The sequence below is a fragment of the Aeromonas sp. sia0103 genome, assembly GCF_963895295.1.
Classification (GTDB): Bacteria; Pseudomonadota; Gammaproteobacteria; order Enterobacterales; family Aeromonadaceae; genus Aeromonas; species Aeromonas encheleia.
In genome coordinates this window covers 48,357-64,779 of sequence record NZ_CAWQKG010000055.1, presented here as the reverse complement: position 1 = coordinate 64,779, position 16,423 = coordinate 48,357, and the positions used below count along the sequence as shown (strand labels likewise).

21 protein-coding genes and 3 pseudogenes are annotated in these 16,423 nt (G+C 61.1%); 1 reads left to right on the top strand and 23 read right to left on the bottom strand.

What is annotated here, in order from left to right; translation table 11 throughout:
- Window positions 1–202 precede the first annotated feature (202 nt).
- The 3 genes from AACW18_RS16300 to AACW18_RS16290 are packed head-to-tail and all read right to left on the bottom strand — an operon-like array spanning window position 203 to window position 1,129.
- Window positions 203–490 (bottom strand): hypothetical protein, encoded by a 288-nt coding sequence (locus AACW18_RS16300; protein ID WP_218328344.1) that lies wholly within the window; start codon window positions 488–490, stop codon window positions 203–205.
- Window positions 491–518: 28 nt separating this feature from the next.
- Window positions 519–935: a BON domain-containing protein gene (locus tag AACW18_RS16295; RefSeq protein ID WP_218389238.1), complete on the bottom strand. Its 417-nt coding sequence runs from the start codon at window positions 933–935 to the stop codon at window positions 519–521.
- A gap of 41 nt (window positions 936–976) precedes the next feature.
- Window positions 977–1,129, bottom strand: coding sequence for a DUF3309 family protein (locus tag AACW18_RS16290; RefSeq protein ID WP_218290794.1), 153 nt, complete (start codon window positions 1,127–1,129; stop codon window positions 977–979).
- Between the two features lie 194 nt (window positions 1,130–1,323).
- On the opposite strand from AACW18_RS16290, the pseudogene AACW18_RS16285 reads away from it, so the two are divergent.
- Window positions 1,324–1,459: pseudogene (locus tag AACW18_RS16285) on the top strand (IS5/IS1182 family transposase); the annotation flags it as partial.
- A 60-nt stretch (window positions 1,460–1,519) separates the two neighbouring features.
- On the opposite strand, the gene AACW18_RS16280 reads toward AACW18_RS16285, so the two are convergent.
- The 20 genes and pseudogenes from AACW18_RS16280 to AACW18_RS16185 all read right to left on the bottom strand — a co-directional run bounded on the left by AACW18_RS16280 (window position 1,520) and on the right by AACW18_RS16185 (window position 16,415).
- The gene (locus tag AACW18_RS16280; protein ID WP_218389237.1) at window positions 1,520–2,191 is read right to left on the bottom strand and encodes an ABC-type transport auxiliary lipoprotein family protein; all 672 of its coding nucleotides are present in this window, start codon (window positions 2,189–2,191) and stop codon (window positions 1,520–1,522) included.
- Entirely contained in the window at window positions 2,188–3,141 is a 954-nt protein-coding gene (locus tag AACW18_RS16275) for an MlaD family protein (RefSeq protein ID WP_218389236.1), read from the bottom strand. The genes AACW18_RS16280 and AACW18_RS16275 overlap by 4 nt, the downstream gene beginning before the upstream one ends.
- Window positions 3,138–3,929, bottom strand: a complete 792-nt coding sequence (locus AACW18_RS16270; protein ID WP_218328349.1) for an ABC transporter ATP-binding protein — start codon at window positions 3,927–3,929, stop codon at window positions 3,138–3,140. Before AACW18_RS16270 ends, AACW18_RS16275 begins: the two co-directional genes overlap by 4 nt.
- A 1-nt stretch (window position 3,930) precedes the next feature.
- Complete coding sequence (locus AACW18_RS16265; protein ID WP_218389235.1) at window positions 3,931–5,064, bottom strand: ABC transporter permease; 1,134 nt, start codon at window positions 5,062–5,064, stop codon at window positions 3,931–3,933.
- A gap of 153 nt (window positions 5,065–5,217) precedes the next feature.
- Window positions 5,218–5,568 (bottom strand): BON domain-containing protein, encoded by a 351-nt coding sequence (locus tag AACW18_RS16260; protein ID WP_218389234.1) that lies wholly within the window; start codon window positions 5,566–5,568, stop codon window positions 5,218–5,220.
- 328 nt (window positions 5,569–5,896) lie between these two features.
- Window positions 5,897–6,235: pseudogene (locus tag AACW18_RS16255) on the bottom strand (recombinase family protein); the annotation flags it as partial.
- Window positions 6,236–6,257: 22 nt separating this feature from the next.
- A pseudogene (locus AACW18_RS16250) lies at window positions 6,258–6,510 on the bottom strand (hypothetical protein); the annotation flags it as partial.
- 185 nt (window positions 6,511–6,695) lie between these two features.
- Window positions 6,696–7,094 (bottom strand): hypothetical protein, encoded by a 399-nt coding sequence (locus AACW18_RS16245; RefSeq protein WP_218389233.1) that lies wholly within the window; start codon window positions 7,092–7,094, stop codon window positions 6,696–6,698.
- A 2-nt stretch (window positions 7,095–7,096) separates the two neighbouring features.
- A complete protein-coding gene (locus tag AACW18_RS16240; protein ID WP_218389232.1) occupies window positions 7,097–9,106 on the bottom strand; it encodes a patatin-like phospholipase family protein in 2,010 nt (669 codons plus the stop codon).
- 95 nt (window positions 9,107–9,201) lie between these two features.
- A complete protein-coding gene (locus AACW18_RS16235) occupies window positions 9,202–9,840 on the bottom strand; it encodes an HrpE/YscL family type III secretion apparatus protein (protein ID WP_218389231.1) in 639 nt (212 codons plus the stop codon).
- Window positions 9,819–10,445 (bottom strand): Yop proteins translocation protein K, encoded by a 627-nt coding sequence (locus tag AACW18_RS16230; protein ID WP_218389230.1) that lies wholly within the window; start codon window positions 10,443–10,445, stop codon window positions 9,819–9,821. The genes AACW18_RS16235 and AACW18_RS16230 overlap by 22 nt, the downstream gene beginning before the upstream one ends.
- The gene (sctJ, locus tag AACW18_RS16225; protein ID WP_197720896.1) at window positions 10,445–11,182 is read right to left on the bottom strand and encodes a type III secretion system inner membrane ring lipoprotein SctJ; all 738 of its coding nucleotides are present in this window, start codon (window positions 11,180–11,182) and stop codon (window positions 10,445–10,447) included. Before sctJ ends, AACW18_RS16230 begins: the two co-directional genes overlap by 1 nt.
- Before the next feature lie 6 nt (window positions 11,183–11,188).
- Window positions 11,189–11,527 (bottom strand): type III secretion system inner rod subunit SctI, encoded by a 339-nt coding sequence (gene sctI, locus AACW18_RS16220; protein ID WP_218389229.1) that lies wholly within the window; start codon window positions 11,525–11,527, stop codon window positions 11,189–11,191.
- Entirely contained in the window at window positions 11,527–12,084 is a 558-nt protein-coding gene (locus AACW18_RS16215; RefSeq protein WP_218389228.1) for a YopR family T3SS polymerization control protein, read from the bottom strand. Before AACW18_RS16215 ends, sctI begins: the two co-directional genes overlap by 1 nt.
- Window positions 12,081–12,434 (bottom strand): YscG family type III secretion system chaperone, encoded by a 354-nt coding sequence (locus AACW18_RS16210; protein ID WP_042654956.1) that lies wholly within the window; start codon window positions 12,432–12,434, stop codon window positions 12,081–12,083. Before AACW18_RS16210 ends, AACW18_RS16215 begins: the two co-directional genes overlap by 4 nt.
- Entirely contained in the window at window positions 12,434–12,697 is a 264-nt protein-coding gene (sctF, locus tag AACW18_RS16205) for a type III secretion system needle filament subunit SctF (protein ID WP_218389227.1), read from the bottom strand. The genes AACW18_RS16210 and sctF overlap by 1 nt, the downstream gene beginning before the upstream one ends.
- A 2-nt stretch (window positions 12,698–12,699) precedes the next feature.
- Window positions 12,700–12,903 (bottom strand): EscE/YscE/SsaE family type III secretion system needle protein co-chaperone, encoded by a 204-nt coding sequence (locus AACW18_RS16200; RefSeq protein ID WP_218389226.1) that lies wholly within the window; start codon window positions 12,901–12,903, stop codon window positions 12,700–12,702.
- Window positions 12,866–14,167, bottom strand: coding sequence for a type III secretion system inner membrane ring subunit SctD (gene sctD, locus AACW18_RS16195; protein WP_218389225.1), 1,302 nt, complete (start codon window positions 14,165–14,167; stop codon window positions 12,866–12,868). Before sctD ends, AACW18_RS16200 begins: the two co-directional genes overlap by 38 nt.
- On the bottom strand, window positions 14,164–16,017 hold the full coding sequence (gene sctC, locus AACW18_RS16190; protein WP_218389224.1) for a type III secretion system outer membrane ring subunit SctC: 1,854 nt from the start codon (window positions 16,015–16,017) through the stop codon (window positions 14,164–14,166). The genes sctD and sctC overlap by 4 nt, the downstream gene beginning before the upstream one ends.
- The gene (locus AACW18_RS16185) at window positions 15,990–16,415 is read right to left on the bottom strand and encodes a YscB family type III secretion system chaperone (RefSeq protein WP_042654961.1); all 426 of its coding nucleotides are present in this window, start codon (window positions 16,413–16,415) and stop codon (window positions 15,990–15,992) included. Before AACW18_RS16185 ends, sctC begins: the two co-directional genes overlap by 28 nt.
- Between the last annotated feature and the right edge of the window lie 8 nt (window positions 16,416–16,423).

The following is a 16,423-nucleotide window of genomic DNA, read 5'->3' as shown; positions in this document are numbered from 1 at the left end:
TTAATGACGTTTCTTGTGGCTACCGCAACCTTGCCACCAGTCGGGAACTGACTCCTGCGCTGCAGAGCGTCGATGAGTGGCTCGCCCAACACAGGGGGTGGTAGCCAAGTAGCAAGGCACAGGTTCTCGTGTTAGCAGGAACCTGTGCCTTGGAACGCGACATCTTTCTGAACCCGACGCCCAAAGGCGCAAGCTTGTGTACTTACTTGAATTTCGACTGGGCCTCGGCCAGACCGGTCTTCAGATCGCTCCACATCTTGTCGGCGGTGACCTTGATCTGCTCCCAGGATTCACCGCTCGCCCTGCCGAGTTCTTCCATCTTCTCGGTGGCGGCGCACTGCTTGACGCGCAAGGACTGGATCTCTTCCGCCCGCTTGACTCTCATATCGGCGGTGATGTTTTCCATTTTGGCTTCCAGCAGATTGATCTGACTGCTCCACTCCTTGAGCTGCGCGTTCATCTTTTCTCTATATGCCTGGTACACTTCCATGATCTTCTCCTTGGCTGCAGGTGGGACATTATTGGGTCGGGGTGACCACCAGCTTGTTAACGACATTCTCGACGCCATCTATCGCCATCGCTCGCTCACTGGCTTTGTCGCTGCTGGCTTGTGAGTCGACCGTCCCGCTCAGCGTGACTACACCTCCGACGGTGTCGACACTGATCTGCATCGATTTCAGACCGGGCTCGCCGAGGAGCTCGGCCTTGACCTTGGCGGTCACTTCGGTGTCATCCCAGGATTGGGCGTTTTTGGCACTTTGTTCCGCTATCTTGCCTTCATATTCGTCAACGGTTTCGTCGACTTTCTTGCCGGTGTCGCTGACCGCTTCGTCAATTTTCTTGCCAGCCTGTTCGGCCGTCCCCGGTTTGTCACAACCGCTCATCCCGAAGGCGAGCAGCAGCGAGATGGCGAGGATACTGTTGCTTGGTTTCATGTGTTGATTTCTCCGGTGCAAGGTTACCTGAATGAGGCTGCCTAGATTTTGCCGAGCAGAATCAGGATAAGCATGATGATCAGCACCAGTCCGATGAGGCCGCTAGGGGTGTAACCCCAGTTCCGGCTGTGCGGCCAGCTTGGAATAGCACCGATCAATAGCAGGATAAGCACGATCAGTAGAATGGTTCCCATGGTCATTTCCTTCGCCTAAGCGTTGCATATGGGCTGATATCATCGACCCATTTCATGGTGATAGTGCTACGAGTCCACCCACCGGGTCTGTTCGCCACCACACAGACCCGGCATACATTTTGCTGTCGAGCCTAGGCAAGGTGCGAACAAGCCCTTGACATGAGATCCCCTTGGTACCACTCACGAGAACCAGCGTGATTCACCAACTGACCTTCGCTGACGGCGAGTTCAACTGCAAACGCCGCCAGATCCGCAAAGAAATTCTCCTGTCTCGAATGGAGCAATGGCTCCCCCGGCCAGGTGCTGGCCGTCATCGAGCCCATCTATCCCAGTGAAGTCCCTCTTCTCTTGCCTGCCTCTTCTCTTGCCGCGCTTTGGCGCCTCTGTGGTTCAGCGGCGCGTCCCTGCCACCGGTTGCCAGTTCCCCACCGCGTCGGCGCAAAAGCTGGCCAGGCGCTGCAAGACCTGTTGTACGGCGCTATTGGCCGCCATCACACCGCCATAAGGATTGGCCTCGGCCGCCGGCACAGTGACGTCGAATTCACGCCAGGCCCGCACCTGCCGGCTGTCGTTATCGACCAGATAGGCGCTCAGCGTGAAGCGGGTACGGCTGGGCGAACGGTCGAACTCATGCTGCAGCCGGATGATTTCGATATCGAGGCGAAGCTCGCCGACCGCCGCGCTGGGGGCCAGGACGACGGCGCGGAAGGCGCCGGTGCCCTCGAGCGCGGCGACGATGCGCGGGGCTATCATCCTAGCCGGCGTATCGATCCATTCGCTGTGCGCGAAATACTCCAGCCGGTAGGGCTCGCGGACGTAGATGATGTGCTGGCTGTCGAAACCGGGCGCGGCACGCGGCGGATTGACGATCAGCGTCGGCGCCCTGTTCGATCGGACCGCCGGCGAGGCGGTCACCGGTGGGACAGGCCCGCTACCGGAAAGCGAATAGAAGGCCGGTGGTGGCTCCTCGGTCCCGCCAAGCATGCTGCAGGCGCCGAGCAGGGTCAGCAACAGTGCGGTGGCGACGAGCCGGGACAAGGGGAATGGCGCTTGGCGGATCATGGCTTTCGGCCTCCCTCGGCTGCTTCTCCCGGGCCATCCGGCACCGGTTTGCGGCCGAACAGCAACCCGGAGGGATTGCGCTCGGTCTGCTCGCTGAGACGACGCAGCGAGCTGCTCAGTACGCTGAGTTCGCCGATCAGGCGCTCCAGCTGGGGCAGGGTTTCCGCCGTGAAGCGGTTGATGTCGCTACCGACTGCATTGACGGTCTTGCCGGCACTGGCGCTGGTGCCGGCGAGTTCGTTGCCCATCTTCTCGACGGCGTCGGCCGCCCGGCCGATGCGATCGATCAGCGGCTCGAGTTCGGAGCTCGCTCGCGCGCTATTTTTCATCGTCTGGGCGGCATCGATGAGGCCGGCATCGATGCTCTCGGTGCGGGCGGCCAGGGTGTGCGCCACCTGGGCGAGGTCGGCCAGGGTGCTCTTGAAGGCCGCCTGGTTTTCCGGACCGAGTAAGGTATTGAGGTTGTTCGAGGTGCTGTCCAGTTTGGCCAGCACGTTGGTCAGGACGTTCTCGAGGCGCGCGGCGAGCGAGGGCTTGGTGCGGATCACCGGATAGGCGTAACCGGCGGTAGCCTGCAACAGGGGCTGGTCGTCGGCGCCGCCACTCAGTTCGACGTAGGCGATGCCGGTCAGCCCCTGCGTCTTGAGGACGGCCACTGTGTCCTGCTTGATCGGCGTGCCGTGATCGAGGGCGAAGAGCAGATTGACCCACTCGGGATTGGTCGGGTCGAGCTGGATCTGCCGCACCTTACCGACATCGACACCATTGTATTTGACCGGCGCATCGAGGTTGAGGCCGGCGACCGACTCCTCCGAGATCGCGAGATAGAGATCGTATGTCTTCTGGAAGGCGCCGCCCGAGGCGAGCCAGAGTATGACGGCGATCAGCATGGCGCCGAGGATGACGACGAAGCTGCCGACCAGGGTGTAATTGACTTTCGTTTCCATCATATGGCCCCGCTCTGTTGCTGGGCGGCCCGCCCACGAGGACCGTCGAAGAATGTCCGGATTGATGGCAGATCTATTTCCGCCAGCTCGGCCATGGAGCCGACCCCCAGCACCTTGCCGTCGCCGAGCACGGCGACACGGTCGGCCACCTGCCACAGCAGATCGAGATCGTGGGTGATGAGGACTATGGTCAGGCCGAACAGGTCGCGCAGTTTGCGGATCAGCTGATCGATCTCGCCGGCGCTTTCGGGATCGAGGCCGGCGGTCGGCTCGTCGAGAAAGAGCAGCTCCGGATCGAGGGCCAGGGCGCGAGCGAGTGCGACGCGTTTCATCATGCCGCCGCTCAGCTCGGCCGGATACTGAGCGCCGGCGGCGGGCTCCAGGCCGCTCAGCGCCAGTTTCCAGTCGGCGATCTCGTCGATCAACCCGTCGGCCAGCGCGGTGTGCTCGCGCAGCGGCAGGCCAACGTTTTCCCTGGCGGTCAGCGAGCCGAACAGGCCGCCGCTCTGGAACATGACGCCCCAGCGCTGGCGCAGGGCGAGCGCTGCGGTGTCGTCGATATTGGCCAGATCGACACCGAGCACCTGGATCGAGCCCGACTCGGGTTGCTGGAGCAGGATGATCTCCCGCAGCAGGGTCGATTTGCCCGAGCCCGAGCCGCCGATCAGCGCGAAGATCTCGCCGCGGCCGACGACCAGATCGATCCCGGCGTGCACGACATGCTCACCGAAGCGCGTCGTCAGCTGGCTGATGGCGATGGCCGGGGTGAGGCTGCCGGTCTGGTCGTTCATCTCAGAGATCCAGGGCACTGAAGGCGACCGAGAACAGGGCGTCGGCCACGATCACCAGAAAGATGGCGTGGACGACGCTGCGCGTCGTCTGCCGCCCGACGCTGTCTGCCCCGCCCCGGGTGCGAAATCCCTGAAAACAGCCGATGGTCACTATGATGGCGGCAAAGACAGGCGCCTTGCCGATGCCGAGCATCAGGTCAGTGACGCTGACCGTCTTGACGAAGCGATCGAGGAATTCGGCGGCGCCGACGGCCAACTGGACGCGCGCCATCAGCATGCCACCCAGGACGCCGAGCAGGTCGGCGAAGATAGTGAGCAGGGGGAGCGCGACCAGCAGGGCAAGCACCTTGGGCAGGACCAGCATGTCGAGCGGCGGGATGCCGATGGTGCGCATGGCATCGATCTCCTCGGTCACCGCCATGGTCCCGATCTGCGCCGCGTAGGCCGAGCCCGAGCGGCCGGCGACTATGATGGCGGTGATCAGCGGCGCGAACTCTCGCAGCATCGAGAGGCCGATCAGATCGGCGACGAAGATGTTGGCGCCGTATTGGCGCAGCTGGTTGGCCCCCTGATAGGCGACGACGATGCCGAGCAGGAAGGAGAGCAGGCCGACGATGGGCAGCGCATCGAAACCGGCGCTACGAATGTTGTAGAGGATGGGGCGCCAGCGAATGCGCGTCGGGTGAGCCAGCCAGCCGCCCAAGGCAAGCGTACATTCGCCGATGAAGGCGAGCAGGGCGCAGCCTTGTGCCAGGGCGCTGGCCGTGCCGCGGCCGAGGCTGGCGAGATGGGAAAGAACAGGGGCGGGAGCCGGGGTGGGCGGTTGACCAGCGTCCAGATCCTGGTCAAGGACATCGAGCAGTCTGGCGAACTCGGGGCGCAACTGGCGCAGCTCGACACCGGCCGAGTCGCCACGCAGCCGGTGCAGCAGTTTTTGCACGACCCAGGCACCGACCATGTCGAAGGCCTCGATGCCCGAGGCGTCGATGATCCAGGCCGAACCCGCCGGAGCCGACAGCGCATCGAGCTCGCCGGTGAGCCGGCCAATGCCGCGCGCCGTCCACGAACCCGATAGTGCCAGCCCCTGCGGTGTCGTCCGAGTGATGGCAGCCGGCGTTACTACAGTCGGGATCATGGCCCGCCTGCCTGTCGACAGCTTGAGTGACCCGAACAGGCGGCGCGCCAACACACCACCGTCGATGAATTGACTAGCCTGATCAAAGGACCCGCCGACGCGCCACGCCCAGCGGCGCGCCTGCACGAGATAGCTGTGGGCGGCAGCGCTTGCCTACTGGTCGGACTCGACCCTGATGTCATGTTTGACAGAGGTCACCCCCTCGACTCCCTTGGCAATAGAGACGACCTTGTCCACCGCCGCCTGATCCGCCGCACGGCCACTCAGGACAACCTCCCCGGCCTGGTCGGTATCGACATGGATCTCGACCAGGCTGAACATCTGCTCGGCGGCCAGTTCGGCCTTGATCTGGGTGGTGATGATCGAATCCTCGACATATTCCATTGCCGTCGATTCCGTGGTCGTCGTGGCATCGGCACCATAGGAGGTCTCGGCGGCATGGCCAACTACCGGCGGCAGCAACAGACCGGCTACGAGCAAAGGGGCACTGAGTTTGTGGTTCATGATGGGTCCTTCCTCGAGGGTTGAAAACCGCGCGCCCGGCAGCACCAATGCAATCCGTTCGCCGTGACGAAGATTTAACACGGGGCTGCGCACAGTTCTGTACGGCATCGTACATAACGCTGGCTGTGGGGGAGCACCCATAGCGTTGTGACCCACCATTACCCACCATTAAGAGAAGAGCCGCTACCCGACAAGCGCGTTTCACGCGGGCGGGCGAGATCCCAAAGTGTTCCGCGGTCAATTTAATGCTCGCTGAGTTCTCTTTGTGCCAGCTAGAGACGGCGGCATCGTCAATTGTCTTTTCACGTCCGAGCGCCTTGCCCTCTGCCTTCGCCTTGGCAGTGCCGGCCATCTGACGAGTTTTGATGTTCGAGCGCGCCAGCTCGGCAACGGCAGCCAAGATGGTGAGCATGGCTTTGCCGATGGCCGTGGACAGGTCAAATCCCTCCCGCAGACTGATGATTGAAACACCCTTGCCTTGCAGTGCCTCAACCGTATTCAACACATCGATGGTATTGCGCCCAAGACGGTCAACAGCGGGTACGATCAATTTGTCGCCCTTGCGTATGGACTTGAACAGTTCGGCGAACCCTGGACACTGTATGAATCGCCACCACTTTCCTGCCAGGACTGTTTGACCAACCCCATTAACCGCTCGCCCTCTCACTGGCGCGTTGGTCTATTGAATCTACAGTGGCCTCTTTTAAGATATTTCTCTCTTCGGTAACTTGACGCAGTTCGGCTTTTAACCGGCGAATTGCAGCTTGCAGAGCAGACTCTTCATGTCGCGGCTCTGGGGAGCCCCATATTACTTGAGCCCAGCATACCCCCCTACGGCAAAAGACCCGCGGGTACGGAAAACATCCACCACCAGCGACCACGCTCGGTGGTCTGCTTGACGGCCTCGCTCTTGAATATTTCTGGATAACGCTGACGGGTCATAACCCCCCCAATAGTCACCTCATTTTAAGGTATTGGAGTGTCTAGAGAACTTGAGGAAATTCAGGGAGAAATTCACTTTTTCATGCTTTGGCGAAGCTCAGAACAAAATGGAGTCGACGCCAAAAACGTTCGAATAACTCCGCGTATCCGCATAATAAAAGAGGGCTGCCTGCCCTCTTTTTTATTTAGACAAACAGACTGCCTCCCCGGACCGGAATGCTTTCCTCCGGAGCCTGCAATAAAGGAAGTAGCGCGTGGTACCCGCCATGCAACAGATCGCAGGCAGACTGACACGTCGATTGCTCCGCCTGTTCATCCAAGGCACACCACAGCAGCAGCTGACCCTGACCATCGACGGTCAGTCTGGCCGGTTGCAATGTAGAGAGTGGACTGTTGACCTGCAACAGCAGCAGCATGACGCCGACGAGCATCTTGGAGGGAAGCGGTGCCAGCGGCAGTGCCAGCACATATTGCCCGCCAATCTTCTCGAGCCATAATTCTGGTGCGTCCTCAAACCGGATAAGGCGGCTTTCACCCGCAGCAGGCAGAGTCAGTCCGGACGCACTCAACCAATCGGCCAGCATGCTCACTCCTTCATCATCCAGGATCGGGCCTGGGTAACAGTGGTGGATGAGAGAGGCTTGCTCCAGGGTTTGTTGCGGGCCCCATAGTTGTCGGCCAGTTCCCCCAGGGCCGCATTGACCTCGGCCGGTGCAATGGCGTCGATGAGGGCGTGTTCGGTTTTGTGCAGCAGCGCCACATTGGCGTCTGGCTGGCCAGGACGGAACAAGGAAGGATAAATCACCTCCTGAATGATGTTGTGGGCCACCGTCGCCACCTCACGACGTTTGGCCTCTTCCTTGCCCTGATCCAGCACAGTGAAACGCCCGGTCGTACTCGGGGTATCAAGCAGCCGTGCCAGCGCAGGGTTGTCCCCTTGGTTGAACTGAATGGCAAGCCAGTCCCGCCGGGCCGCTGAATCGGCCAGCTCACCAAGCAGCCCAAGAGCCTGGGCCAGGGAGCCCGACAGCTCGAGTCGGACCGACGGGTCCTGACTCAGAACCGATGCCACGACGACGGAGAGCTGCTCCTGAGCGGCTTGACGAAAATGAGCCATCGCCTGCACCTCGGGGGAACTCTCCCGGGCCACCGCAGCAAAATCCCGCTCGGAGAGCGCCAACAGGGCCGATTCCAGATCCTGGAATTGGTAAGCCTTGCGGTCGCTTGCTCTGACGTCCAGATGTTGTCCCACCACCTCGGCCAGCTTCTCCTGCAGATGCTGCTTGTCGGCATCGCTCATGGTGAAGTTGAGTGTGCCGCTCAAGGTCCCAGTGAAGTCGCCGTGCTCGCTCTTGAGAGGCACTGTCACCATCTGATCGGCAAACGCATCCAGCCCCCTGGTTTGCAGCGCAGAACGGGCGCCGACCGGCGCACCAACCACCCAGTCCGCCACCGCCCCCTTGAGAGTACCGCGATCGGCCGGTTTACCGCTGTCACCCTCGAACTTGAGGATCAGGTTATCGTGCTCGGAGATGGTCGCCCCCCTGGCCTCGGGATGGATGAGTTCGGGCACAGGGACATTGAGCATGACGCCGCCATCTTGCAGTGACAGCCGTTCGCCCTGCGCCAGGAAAGGCTGGTGTTGCTCCTCTGGACGACTGAAGACGATCGGGAACGAGCCGGAGATATGGGCGGCGCGAGCAATCTCCATGTCCGGCGTCAAGCTGGCGTTGAACAGGATCATCTGGGGGCGGCCATCGAACATGCCGGTACCCGTGATATTCAGCTCCTTGATGGCCGGGATGTGGCGGCTAAGCCGGGCCAGATCGCCGAAGGTCACACCGCCCCCCTGTTCGAGGCGCTGCCGAATGCTTGCAATTTCGGGTCGGCTGGCCAGCTCAGGATGCGCCTTCAATTGCGCCAGTACAGAGCGGCCCGACTCCTGCTTGAGCGTCTTTTCAAGCGGGACCGCCTCCGATTTCAGGCGCGGCAAGATGTTGCTCAGCAGTTGTACGAAGCTGCCCAGCTTGCCGAGCTTGAGCTTTTCGAGCACGCCGGCGATCGTCTTGCCACTCTCCCCGCTCATGTGCTGCGCCAGATTGATACTTTTCACCGGCGAATCGAGCAGACAGATGAAGTCCATCTTGTCGGACAGGGCCTTGAACTCGCTGGCATTCATGCCTGCAGCAAGCAGGGCTGCCGTGATGGCCCCGGCGGAGGAGCCGGAAAGAGTGCGGATCCCCTCCAGTTTGCCCTGTGCCTCCAGCGCCTGAATGGCACCAGGATAGGCCGCCCCCTTGGCGCCGCCGCCACTGAGCACCAGGCTGGTGAGCGGCGGTCGCTGCAGGGTGACGGACGCCGAACCATCCTGCTGACGGGTGATGGTCACCTGGCGGGGACCACAACCTTCGCAGATCATGTCGTACTTCGAAGATGCGGCCAAGGGGGCGTGGCTCACCGACTCCAGTTGTGGACCTGCTACGCCTCCCAGCGTAGCCGCAAGGCTGGGGGCGATCTCCTGCCGTTGACTCGGGGATGGTTCAACCACACCTGACTGGGTCGGGTGGGAAAGACGGGGGGCTTGCTGAATCTGCATGGCGCTTCTCCTGTTACGATGGAATTGTGTCCATTTTAGGGAAGCGATCGGTGGTCGTTTGGCAACAAAAGCCGCGATTTTGTCGATGCTGGCGTTTATTTCATCCCGTGGGCTTCGGCTCGATCCAAGGTTGCCGACATCGCCCGCGACAAGGCGTCCAGTTGACCATCAAGGCTGGCATCGATGATCCCCACCTCCGTCTCCAGGATGCAGCCTCCCTGATCTAGCCGGGCATCGGCCGAGATCTCCAGATAGCCAATCTCGGGAAAATCCTTGTGTACCTGGGCAATCTGTTCGCGTACGGCCTGCACCTGGTCGGGATGGATGCGCACCGTCACCTGCTTCTGGTTGCTCACCAGGGAGAGCGCCTCACGTACCACCTTGAGGGTGAGTGCCACCTGATCATAATCTTGCAAGATCTTGCGCACGGCCTGCAGCACGACCTCACTCATCTGCTGCTCGACCGTGCGGTAGTATGTCTGGCACTGCAACTGGGTCTGGTGAACAAGCACCGCCTGTTCACAGCGGGCCTCTTCAATGCCCGCCTGCCAGCCGAGCGCCTTCTGCTGCTCGTAAACCGCGTGGGCCTCCTGCACTATCTCGGCCGCCTGCGCCCGGGCCGCCTCCACCAACGCCTGGGCGCTGAGGTAGGATTGGTAATCCTGACTGCGCAAGATGCGCTGGCTCGGCGCCAGTTGCAGGTGCTCACTCTTTATTTCAACAAATGGCAGCATTGTGGTGTTACCTGTTTGGCTATCTTGAGACAGAGCGCCCGAGCCAGCGGCAGCTGTTCGGCAACCAGGCGCCATGATGAAACCTGCGTCGCAGGCGGGAGCCGCAGGGCGAGACGGCGAGCCCAATCAGGATCCGCATCCCCCACCGCAGCCAGCCAGAATTGCAACCCGGCCTGCTCCAGATATGCCCCATCCAGCGGTGCTGGCAATGGTTGCTGCCACCCCGCAGGCCAGGGTCCGATCAGCAGATCGAGCTGGGAGAGCACGGTCCTGTGCCCCTCCTCCCCCAGCAAGGCAATGATCTGGCGCAGGGCAGGAGCCAGCAGACAATGCCGGATCCCCTCCCCGTGCAGCACGGCGCCGAGACGGCGCAGCACCAGCGCAAGTTCCGCCAGGGGGAAGAGGGCCAGCCCCCCCAGGGGAGCAGGCATCTCGTAATCAATCCCCAAAGCCAGCTCGTCGAGCAGGGCACCGTTGATGGCTGGTAGCCTCCGCCAATCCGATAACGGCGCCTGTAGCCAGCACCATGCGGCGGGAAAGTGGGCCTCATGGAGGTAGCTGGCCGGGCAGAAACGCAACTGGTAAGGCGTCAAACCGACGGCCATCAGCGACTCCGGCTCCGATGCCACAGGTATTGGGCCAGGTTGGTGGTCACCAGCAGTGCCAGCAACAGGGCTATCAAGCCTGACAGGCGCCACTTGGACGCTTCGCTCACCTCGATGGCGAAGAGACTGGTGTTGCGCGACATCAACGGCATCTGGCGGATATCGGCCGACGGTACCAGCACCACGCTGATCCTGTCGTAAGCCAAGCCCTCGATGCTGTTGTTGACCAACTGCTTGATCTGCGGGATATAGGTGTCCAGCTGGATATCTGCGGCATGCTTGATAAAGACGGATGCCGAGGCGGGAGAGGTTTTCTTGCCGAACCCCTCATTGCCTTCCGGTAGCACCACGTGCACCCTGGCCACCAGCACGCCGTCTATTTCGGAGAGGGTATGTGAGATCTCCTGCGCCTTGGCGTAGTTGAGGCGGGCCCGCTCCTCGGTCGGTGAGGAGATGAGGCCGTCCTTGGGAAACACATCCTGCAGGGTGGAGAAACTTTCACGCGGATACCCCTTGCGCTTGAGAGTCTCTATGGCTTGCGCCACATCGGACTCCTCCACCAACAGCTTGATATTGCCGTCCTTGTCCGGTTGCTTGTCCGAGGAGATCCCCTCGGTACGCAGCAACGCCAGCATCTCGTTGCCCTCTTTCTGGCTGACCCCGGTATAGAGTTCCACTTTGCAGCCACTGAGGAGCAGGGAGGTGAATACCACCCCCATCAGCATCGATCTCTTCACACTACCTCACTGGGTCTTCAACAGGGTTTCTACGTTCTGGCTCATCTTGCCCACCGTCTTGGCGATCAACTCCTCCTGCATGGTGATGCGCATCAGCGACCACTGCATCTGCATCAGGCTGTTGGGATCATCCCCCGGTGTGGCCAATTCGGCCTCAAGGCTCTTCTTGGCCTCGACAAACTGCTGCTTTATCTCTCCGAGCTCCCCCAGCAACGAGCCTCCCAATCCCTGCGAGGATGCCCCCATCGCCTGCTCGAAGCTGGCAACCTGGGCAGAGGAGGCGTCCGCTGTTTTCAACTCATCCAGGCTGGTCACGACCGCCTGGGCAGACTGTGCAATTTCCATCACGCCTCCAGATCAAGTTTGTGCGAATAGCGCATCAGATTATTCACCATGCTGTTGAGCGGGATCAGGGTCATCAGCTCGCGGCGAGCCAGTTCCCCCAGATACTCCCGCTCGGGAGGCAGTGTCCCCTGCTCACCCTTGAGGTCCGCCATCATATTCAGCAGTACTTTTTCCCGTCGTGATGCCAGCGGATCAAATTCCCGCATCATGGCCCGTAATTCGGGCAAGTCGATGGCGGAGACGACGGGTAACTCGCGCCCACCGAACCGCTCGATCAGTTGCTGAGTCACAGGTTGGAACAACTGCTTGCCAATCTCCTGTGCCGGTTTGCCCTCCTGCTGGTAGATCTGCCACAGCAGATCCCGCTGTGCGGCCGGGGGGACCTTGTCCAACAGGTTCTTGAGCGGTTCCCCCTGTTGCCAGCGAGCAAACAGACCAGGTTCTACCCCTTTGACCAGCAATCGTTCGAACTGACGCTGGGCTGCCGGCTCGGGGGGGCGCGCCTGCAACTCCTGCCCCCCCTGCCGAGCGGGATGCTCGTTGCTGTCAATTTTCATGACGCCATCTGCTCGCGCAGACCCGCCGCAAACTGCTGCAGGGTCGGCTGGGTGCTGGTTTCCAGCCGGGCGAGTCGCGCCGCCAACGCATCAGACTGGCCAAGCCGCCATTCACAGAGCGCCAACCAGGGCTCGATGTCCGGGCTCCCCTGCGCCGCGCCCATCAGCAACGCGCCCTGGTAGTCTCCCTGATTCATCAGAGATGAGAGGCGGATCAGCGTCACACACTCCGCCATGCCAGTTTCACCCGCCAGCCAATCGGCTATGGTTGCCGCCTCTTGGTGGCAGTGATGCCCAGTACCTGCCAGCGCCAGTTCGGCAAGCTGTCGTTTGAGTTGAGCGTTCATCATCAGATCTTCTGCAAGATGCCCTGCATCAGGTCTTTCATGGCGCGGGTCACGGTGGAGTTGATGTTGTAGATAACCGACCACTTGTTGATCTTGTGCTGCAGTTCGGCAAGCAACGCGGGGTTGTCCGGGGCGTCTTTCATATCAGCAATCGCTTTGTTGACTGCCTGGTTACTCTCATTCGCCTGATCTTTCAGTGACTTGGCTACACTGTCGAGGGTGTTATTATTTGCCCCTCCATTTAAGAAAAATTTCTCACTAGCCATGGTCATTCTCCCTTTATGTTTTCAATGATTTTGAGCCCCGCCTCGATGGCGTCGACTTCCTGCTGCCACTGCCGGTACTGCTGCGGGGCACCACCACGCAGCAGTTGCCGCTTCAACGCGCCCTGCGCCTGGACAAGCTGCCCATGCAGCTCACGGGCAAACGCGGGATCAGCGCCTGACAGTTGCACTTCCAAATGGGTCATCATGACGCTCGTCTCCTGTTAACCTGACGATGTATTGCTGTTTGCCCTTGCTCACCACCACAGCATCGCGGCGAATGGCCAGCACCCGCACCCCGCTGGTAGTGGCGCCCCCGACGGGATAGCGCAGATTGTTCGCCAGGATCACGTAGGGAACCCGGCCAAGCGACACGCTGCGCACATCAAATTCCAGCTCATCCTGACGGGGGGTCCGATCCGGGCTGAGCAGCACCAGCACTGGATGGCTACCAAACTCCTTGCGAAACTGCTGCTGAACCAGTTGAAGCTGCCCCATCCGACCCTCATCCAATGAGCCTGAGACTTCGATGCGATCGCCAACCTCCTTCACCCGCAAGAGCCCCGCCAGCCCATGTCCCTGCAACAGGGCATCGAGCCGTTTGCGAGAGGCGCCGGCAATCTGCACCTGATTCTCGACCCCCAATACACCTGGGACTTCCTGTTTGAGCAGCAACTCTATCTGGTTCCACTTCGCATGCTGTGTATCGATCTCACCGCTTAGCCGTAGCCAACCCGGCGCCTTGCCATTGCGAACCTGAAGCTGCTCATACCCCAGCTTTTGCAGGATAAACCCGGCCCCCTGGCGCAAGTCCTCCATGCTGCGCAGCTCGAGCCGGTAACTGAAACCGTTGCCCTCGAGGTATTGCTGCAGTGCGAGGCGGGAGCTGTTCTCATCGACATAACCAGACAGCTGCCAGAGCCCGGATTCCGCATGCTTGAGCACCACCTGTTGATAGGCCGGGGCTGCGAGAAAACGCTTCAACACCTGCTCACCACGGGCGACGTCACTCTCATCACGGCCCTGCCACCAGCCATAACCGAGCAGGGCCAACACGCCCCCGACCATTGCCAGACAGAGCATCACCATCCAGATGTCGGCACGACCGGCACGCGGCCGCTGGCGAGGGGGGGCGGCCAGGATAGTCGACACCTCCAGCTGCTCAGGCAGCGAGCGGCCACTGTCGCAGAAACTCCAGAGCAAGGTGCCAGCCTCCAGCCGTGTCCCGGCCATGAGCGAGGCGCCGGCCTCCAGCGTCATGCCATCCTGAGTCGGGGTAATGCCCTCGTCCCACTCCTGCAGGGTGATCCCCTCGGCAGTCACCATCAGCACCAGATGCACAGACGCCATGCCTTCATCCACCAGCACCAGATCGGCCTGCAGAGGATCGGCCCCTATGACCAGGCGCCCCTCCGGCAAGGGGACTTCGACCCCGCGGTTGAGCCCGCGATACACGCGGCATTTCCAGCTCATCGGGTTGTCCCGTCGTTGACTGCCTGCATGCACCATTGAGCGGCAGGGCTGCACTTCTGTTCCTTGCTCATCTCAACCAGTCGCCAGCCCAGCTCGCCACCCATCCGGCATTGCGTCAGGGAGGAGCTCTTGCCCGCCTGGCGCATCAGTTGCTGCACCTCGCGAGCGGCCGCCAGTGGCTGGCACTGGGCGCCACTCAACACCTTGCCAAGAGAGAGGCTCTGGTTGGAAAACTCATCGGCCCCCAGCACGCCGGCCCGCAGATCCTGACCATTGCCCAGAGACAGATAGTGGGCGATGCCATCATCGATCAGCTTCGGTTCGATGATGAAGAGTCGTACCGAGCGCCGGGTCTGACTCTCCTTGCTCCGAAACAGCACGCCCAGATAGGGAATATCGCCAAGGAAAGGCACCTTGCTCAGACTCTCGCTCAGCGCGTCACGGTAGATGCCCCCGATCAGCAGACTCTGGCCGTGCCCGACCCTGGCTATGGTGTCCACCACGGTGCGGCTGATCGTTGGAATACCGTCCGTGCCGGAGCTGTTGGGCTTTTGACTACCATCCTCGATATGCAGGCTCAGGCTGATCTCGGGCCTCTCACCCATCTGGATAACCCGTGGCGTCATCCGCAGCATGGTGCCGTAGGTGATCCCCTGCAGTTCGGCCACCCGCTCACCGCTGATCTTGACGTAGTAAGTCTCGCTGTGGTCGATCACCGCCTGAGTATTCTCCTGGGTCAACAGGGTCGGACGGGAAATCACCTGGGCATTTCCCTCGTTTTCCAGCAGATTGACCCTGGCCAGCAGATAGTCGAGTCCTTTGGTATCTACCAGGCTACCCAGTGCAGCCCCAGCATCAATCCCCTCGCGATCGCCGGTGGTCTTGATGATCACCTGCTGGTTGGAACCGGTGCTGATCCCGACTCGCCAGTCCACCCCCAGTTGGGAGAGATCCTCGGCATTGATGTCGATGATGGAGAGCGCCACTTCGATGCGCGCCGCCGGTTTATCCAGCGCCGCAATCAATTTGCCGTACATCGCCATCCGCTCCGGCGCATCGCGCACTATCACGGCGTTGAGAGAGGGATCGGCCTGGACTATGGCCTGACCCGACACGGAGGCACCGCCCTTCTTCCCTTCCCCGTTGACCATCTGCACCCCGGCATCGCTGAGCAGCCGAGCCAGAATGGTCGCCACACCGGGAGCCTCCACATCGGTGTCGCGATACTGGATAGAGCGATCGACCGCCGAAGCATATTTGAGCGGGAAAACCTCGATGGCCAGCGGACCCGTCTTTTCACTGCGCAGTTGAGACTGCTGCTCCAGCGCCACCGCGGTCTGTTCAATCAATTCGAGGTAGCGCGGTGGGCCGGAAACATAGACCAGGCGGTTGTCCGCATCGGGGCGCCAGCCAAAACGGGGCTCCCAGATCCCGGCACGCTGCAATGCCTGTTTCAACTCGGCCGCACCTGTCTGCTCCAGATTGATGAGACGGGACTGCACCTCGCTGTTCTTGAAGACATAGAGCACATTGCCGTCGTAGTACCAGACCAGATTGTAGAGGGAGGCGAGTTGCTGCAAGAAAGCCAGCGGCTCGTCATGCTCGAACTGACCATTGACCTGATCATTGACCTTGTCGCTGACCACCACCGACACCTCGTAGTTGGCTCCAAAGTTGACCAACACATCGCGCAGACTCTCCCCTTCCGCGACGTAGCTGTACGGCATGGGTATCCAGTCCAGCTCCTGGGCCACGACGGGCCGCAGCCAGGCGGTCACACCTATGCAGAGCCACAAAAAAGGGCGAACCAGTCTTTGCACACTCAAGGGTGCCATATCATCTGTCTCCATTGGGGGGCCAATGCGGCCTCGGTCAATTGGGGTTCCAGCCGCTCCAGCAAGGTAATATGCTGGCTCAGGTGCTCTTCCAGGCGCTGCTCATCCAACCCCTCCAGCCCAAGCCTGGCTTCCAGTTGCAGGTTGCCCAGCTCGTCCAGCACCAGGGCATGAGGAGCATGGCGCCCCCAGGCCACCACTTGTTGCAGCAAGCGCTTCAACAGCGCCGGATCATAGGCCTCCCCCTGCGCGGCCTGACTGCTTTCGAGGGGGGTGCTCAGCAACAATTCACCCGCCCTCGGCGTCAAGAAAAGAGGGTAACCATCGAGCCGCAGATGGTATTTACCCTGTGCATCGGCAATAAAAGCCCCTTGGCCAAGCTTTGCGGCCAATCGATTCAGTAGAGTGTGCATAATTCCTC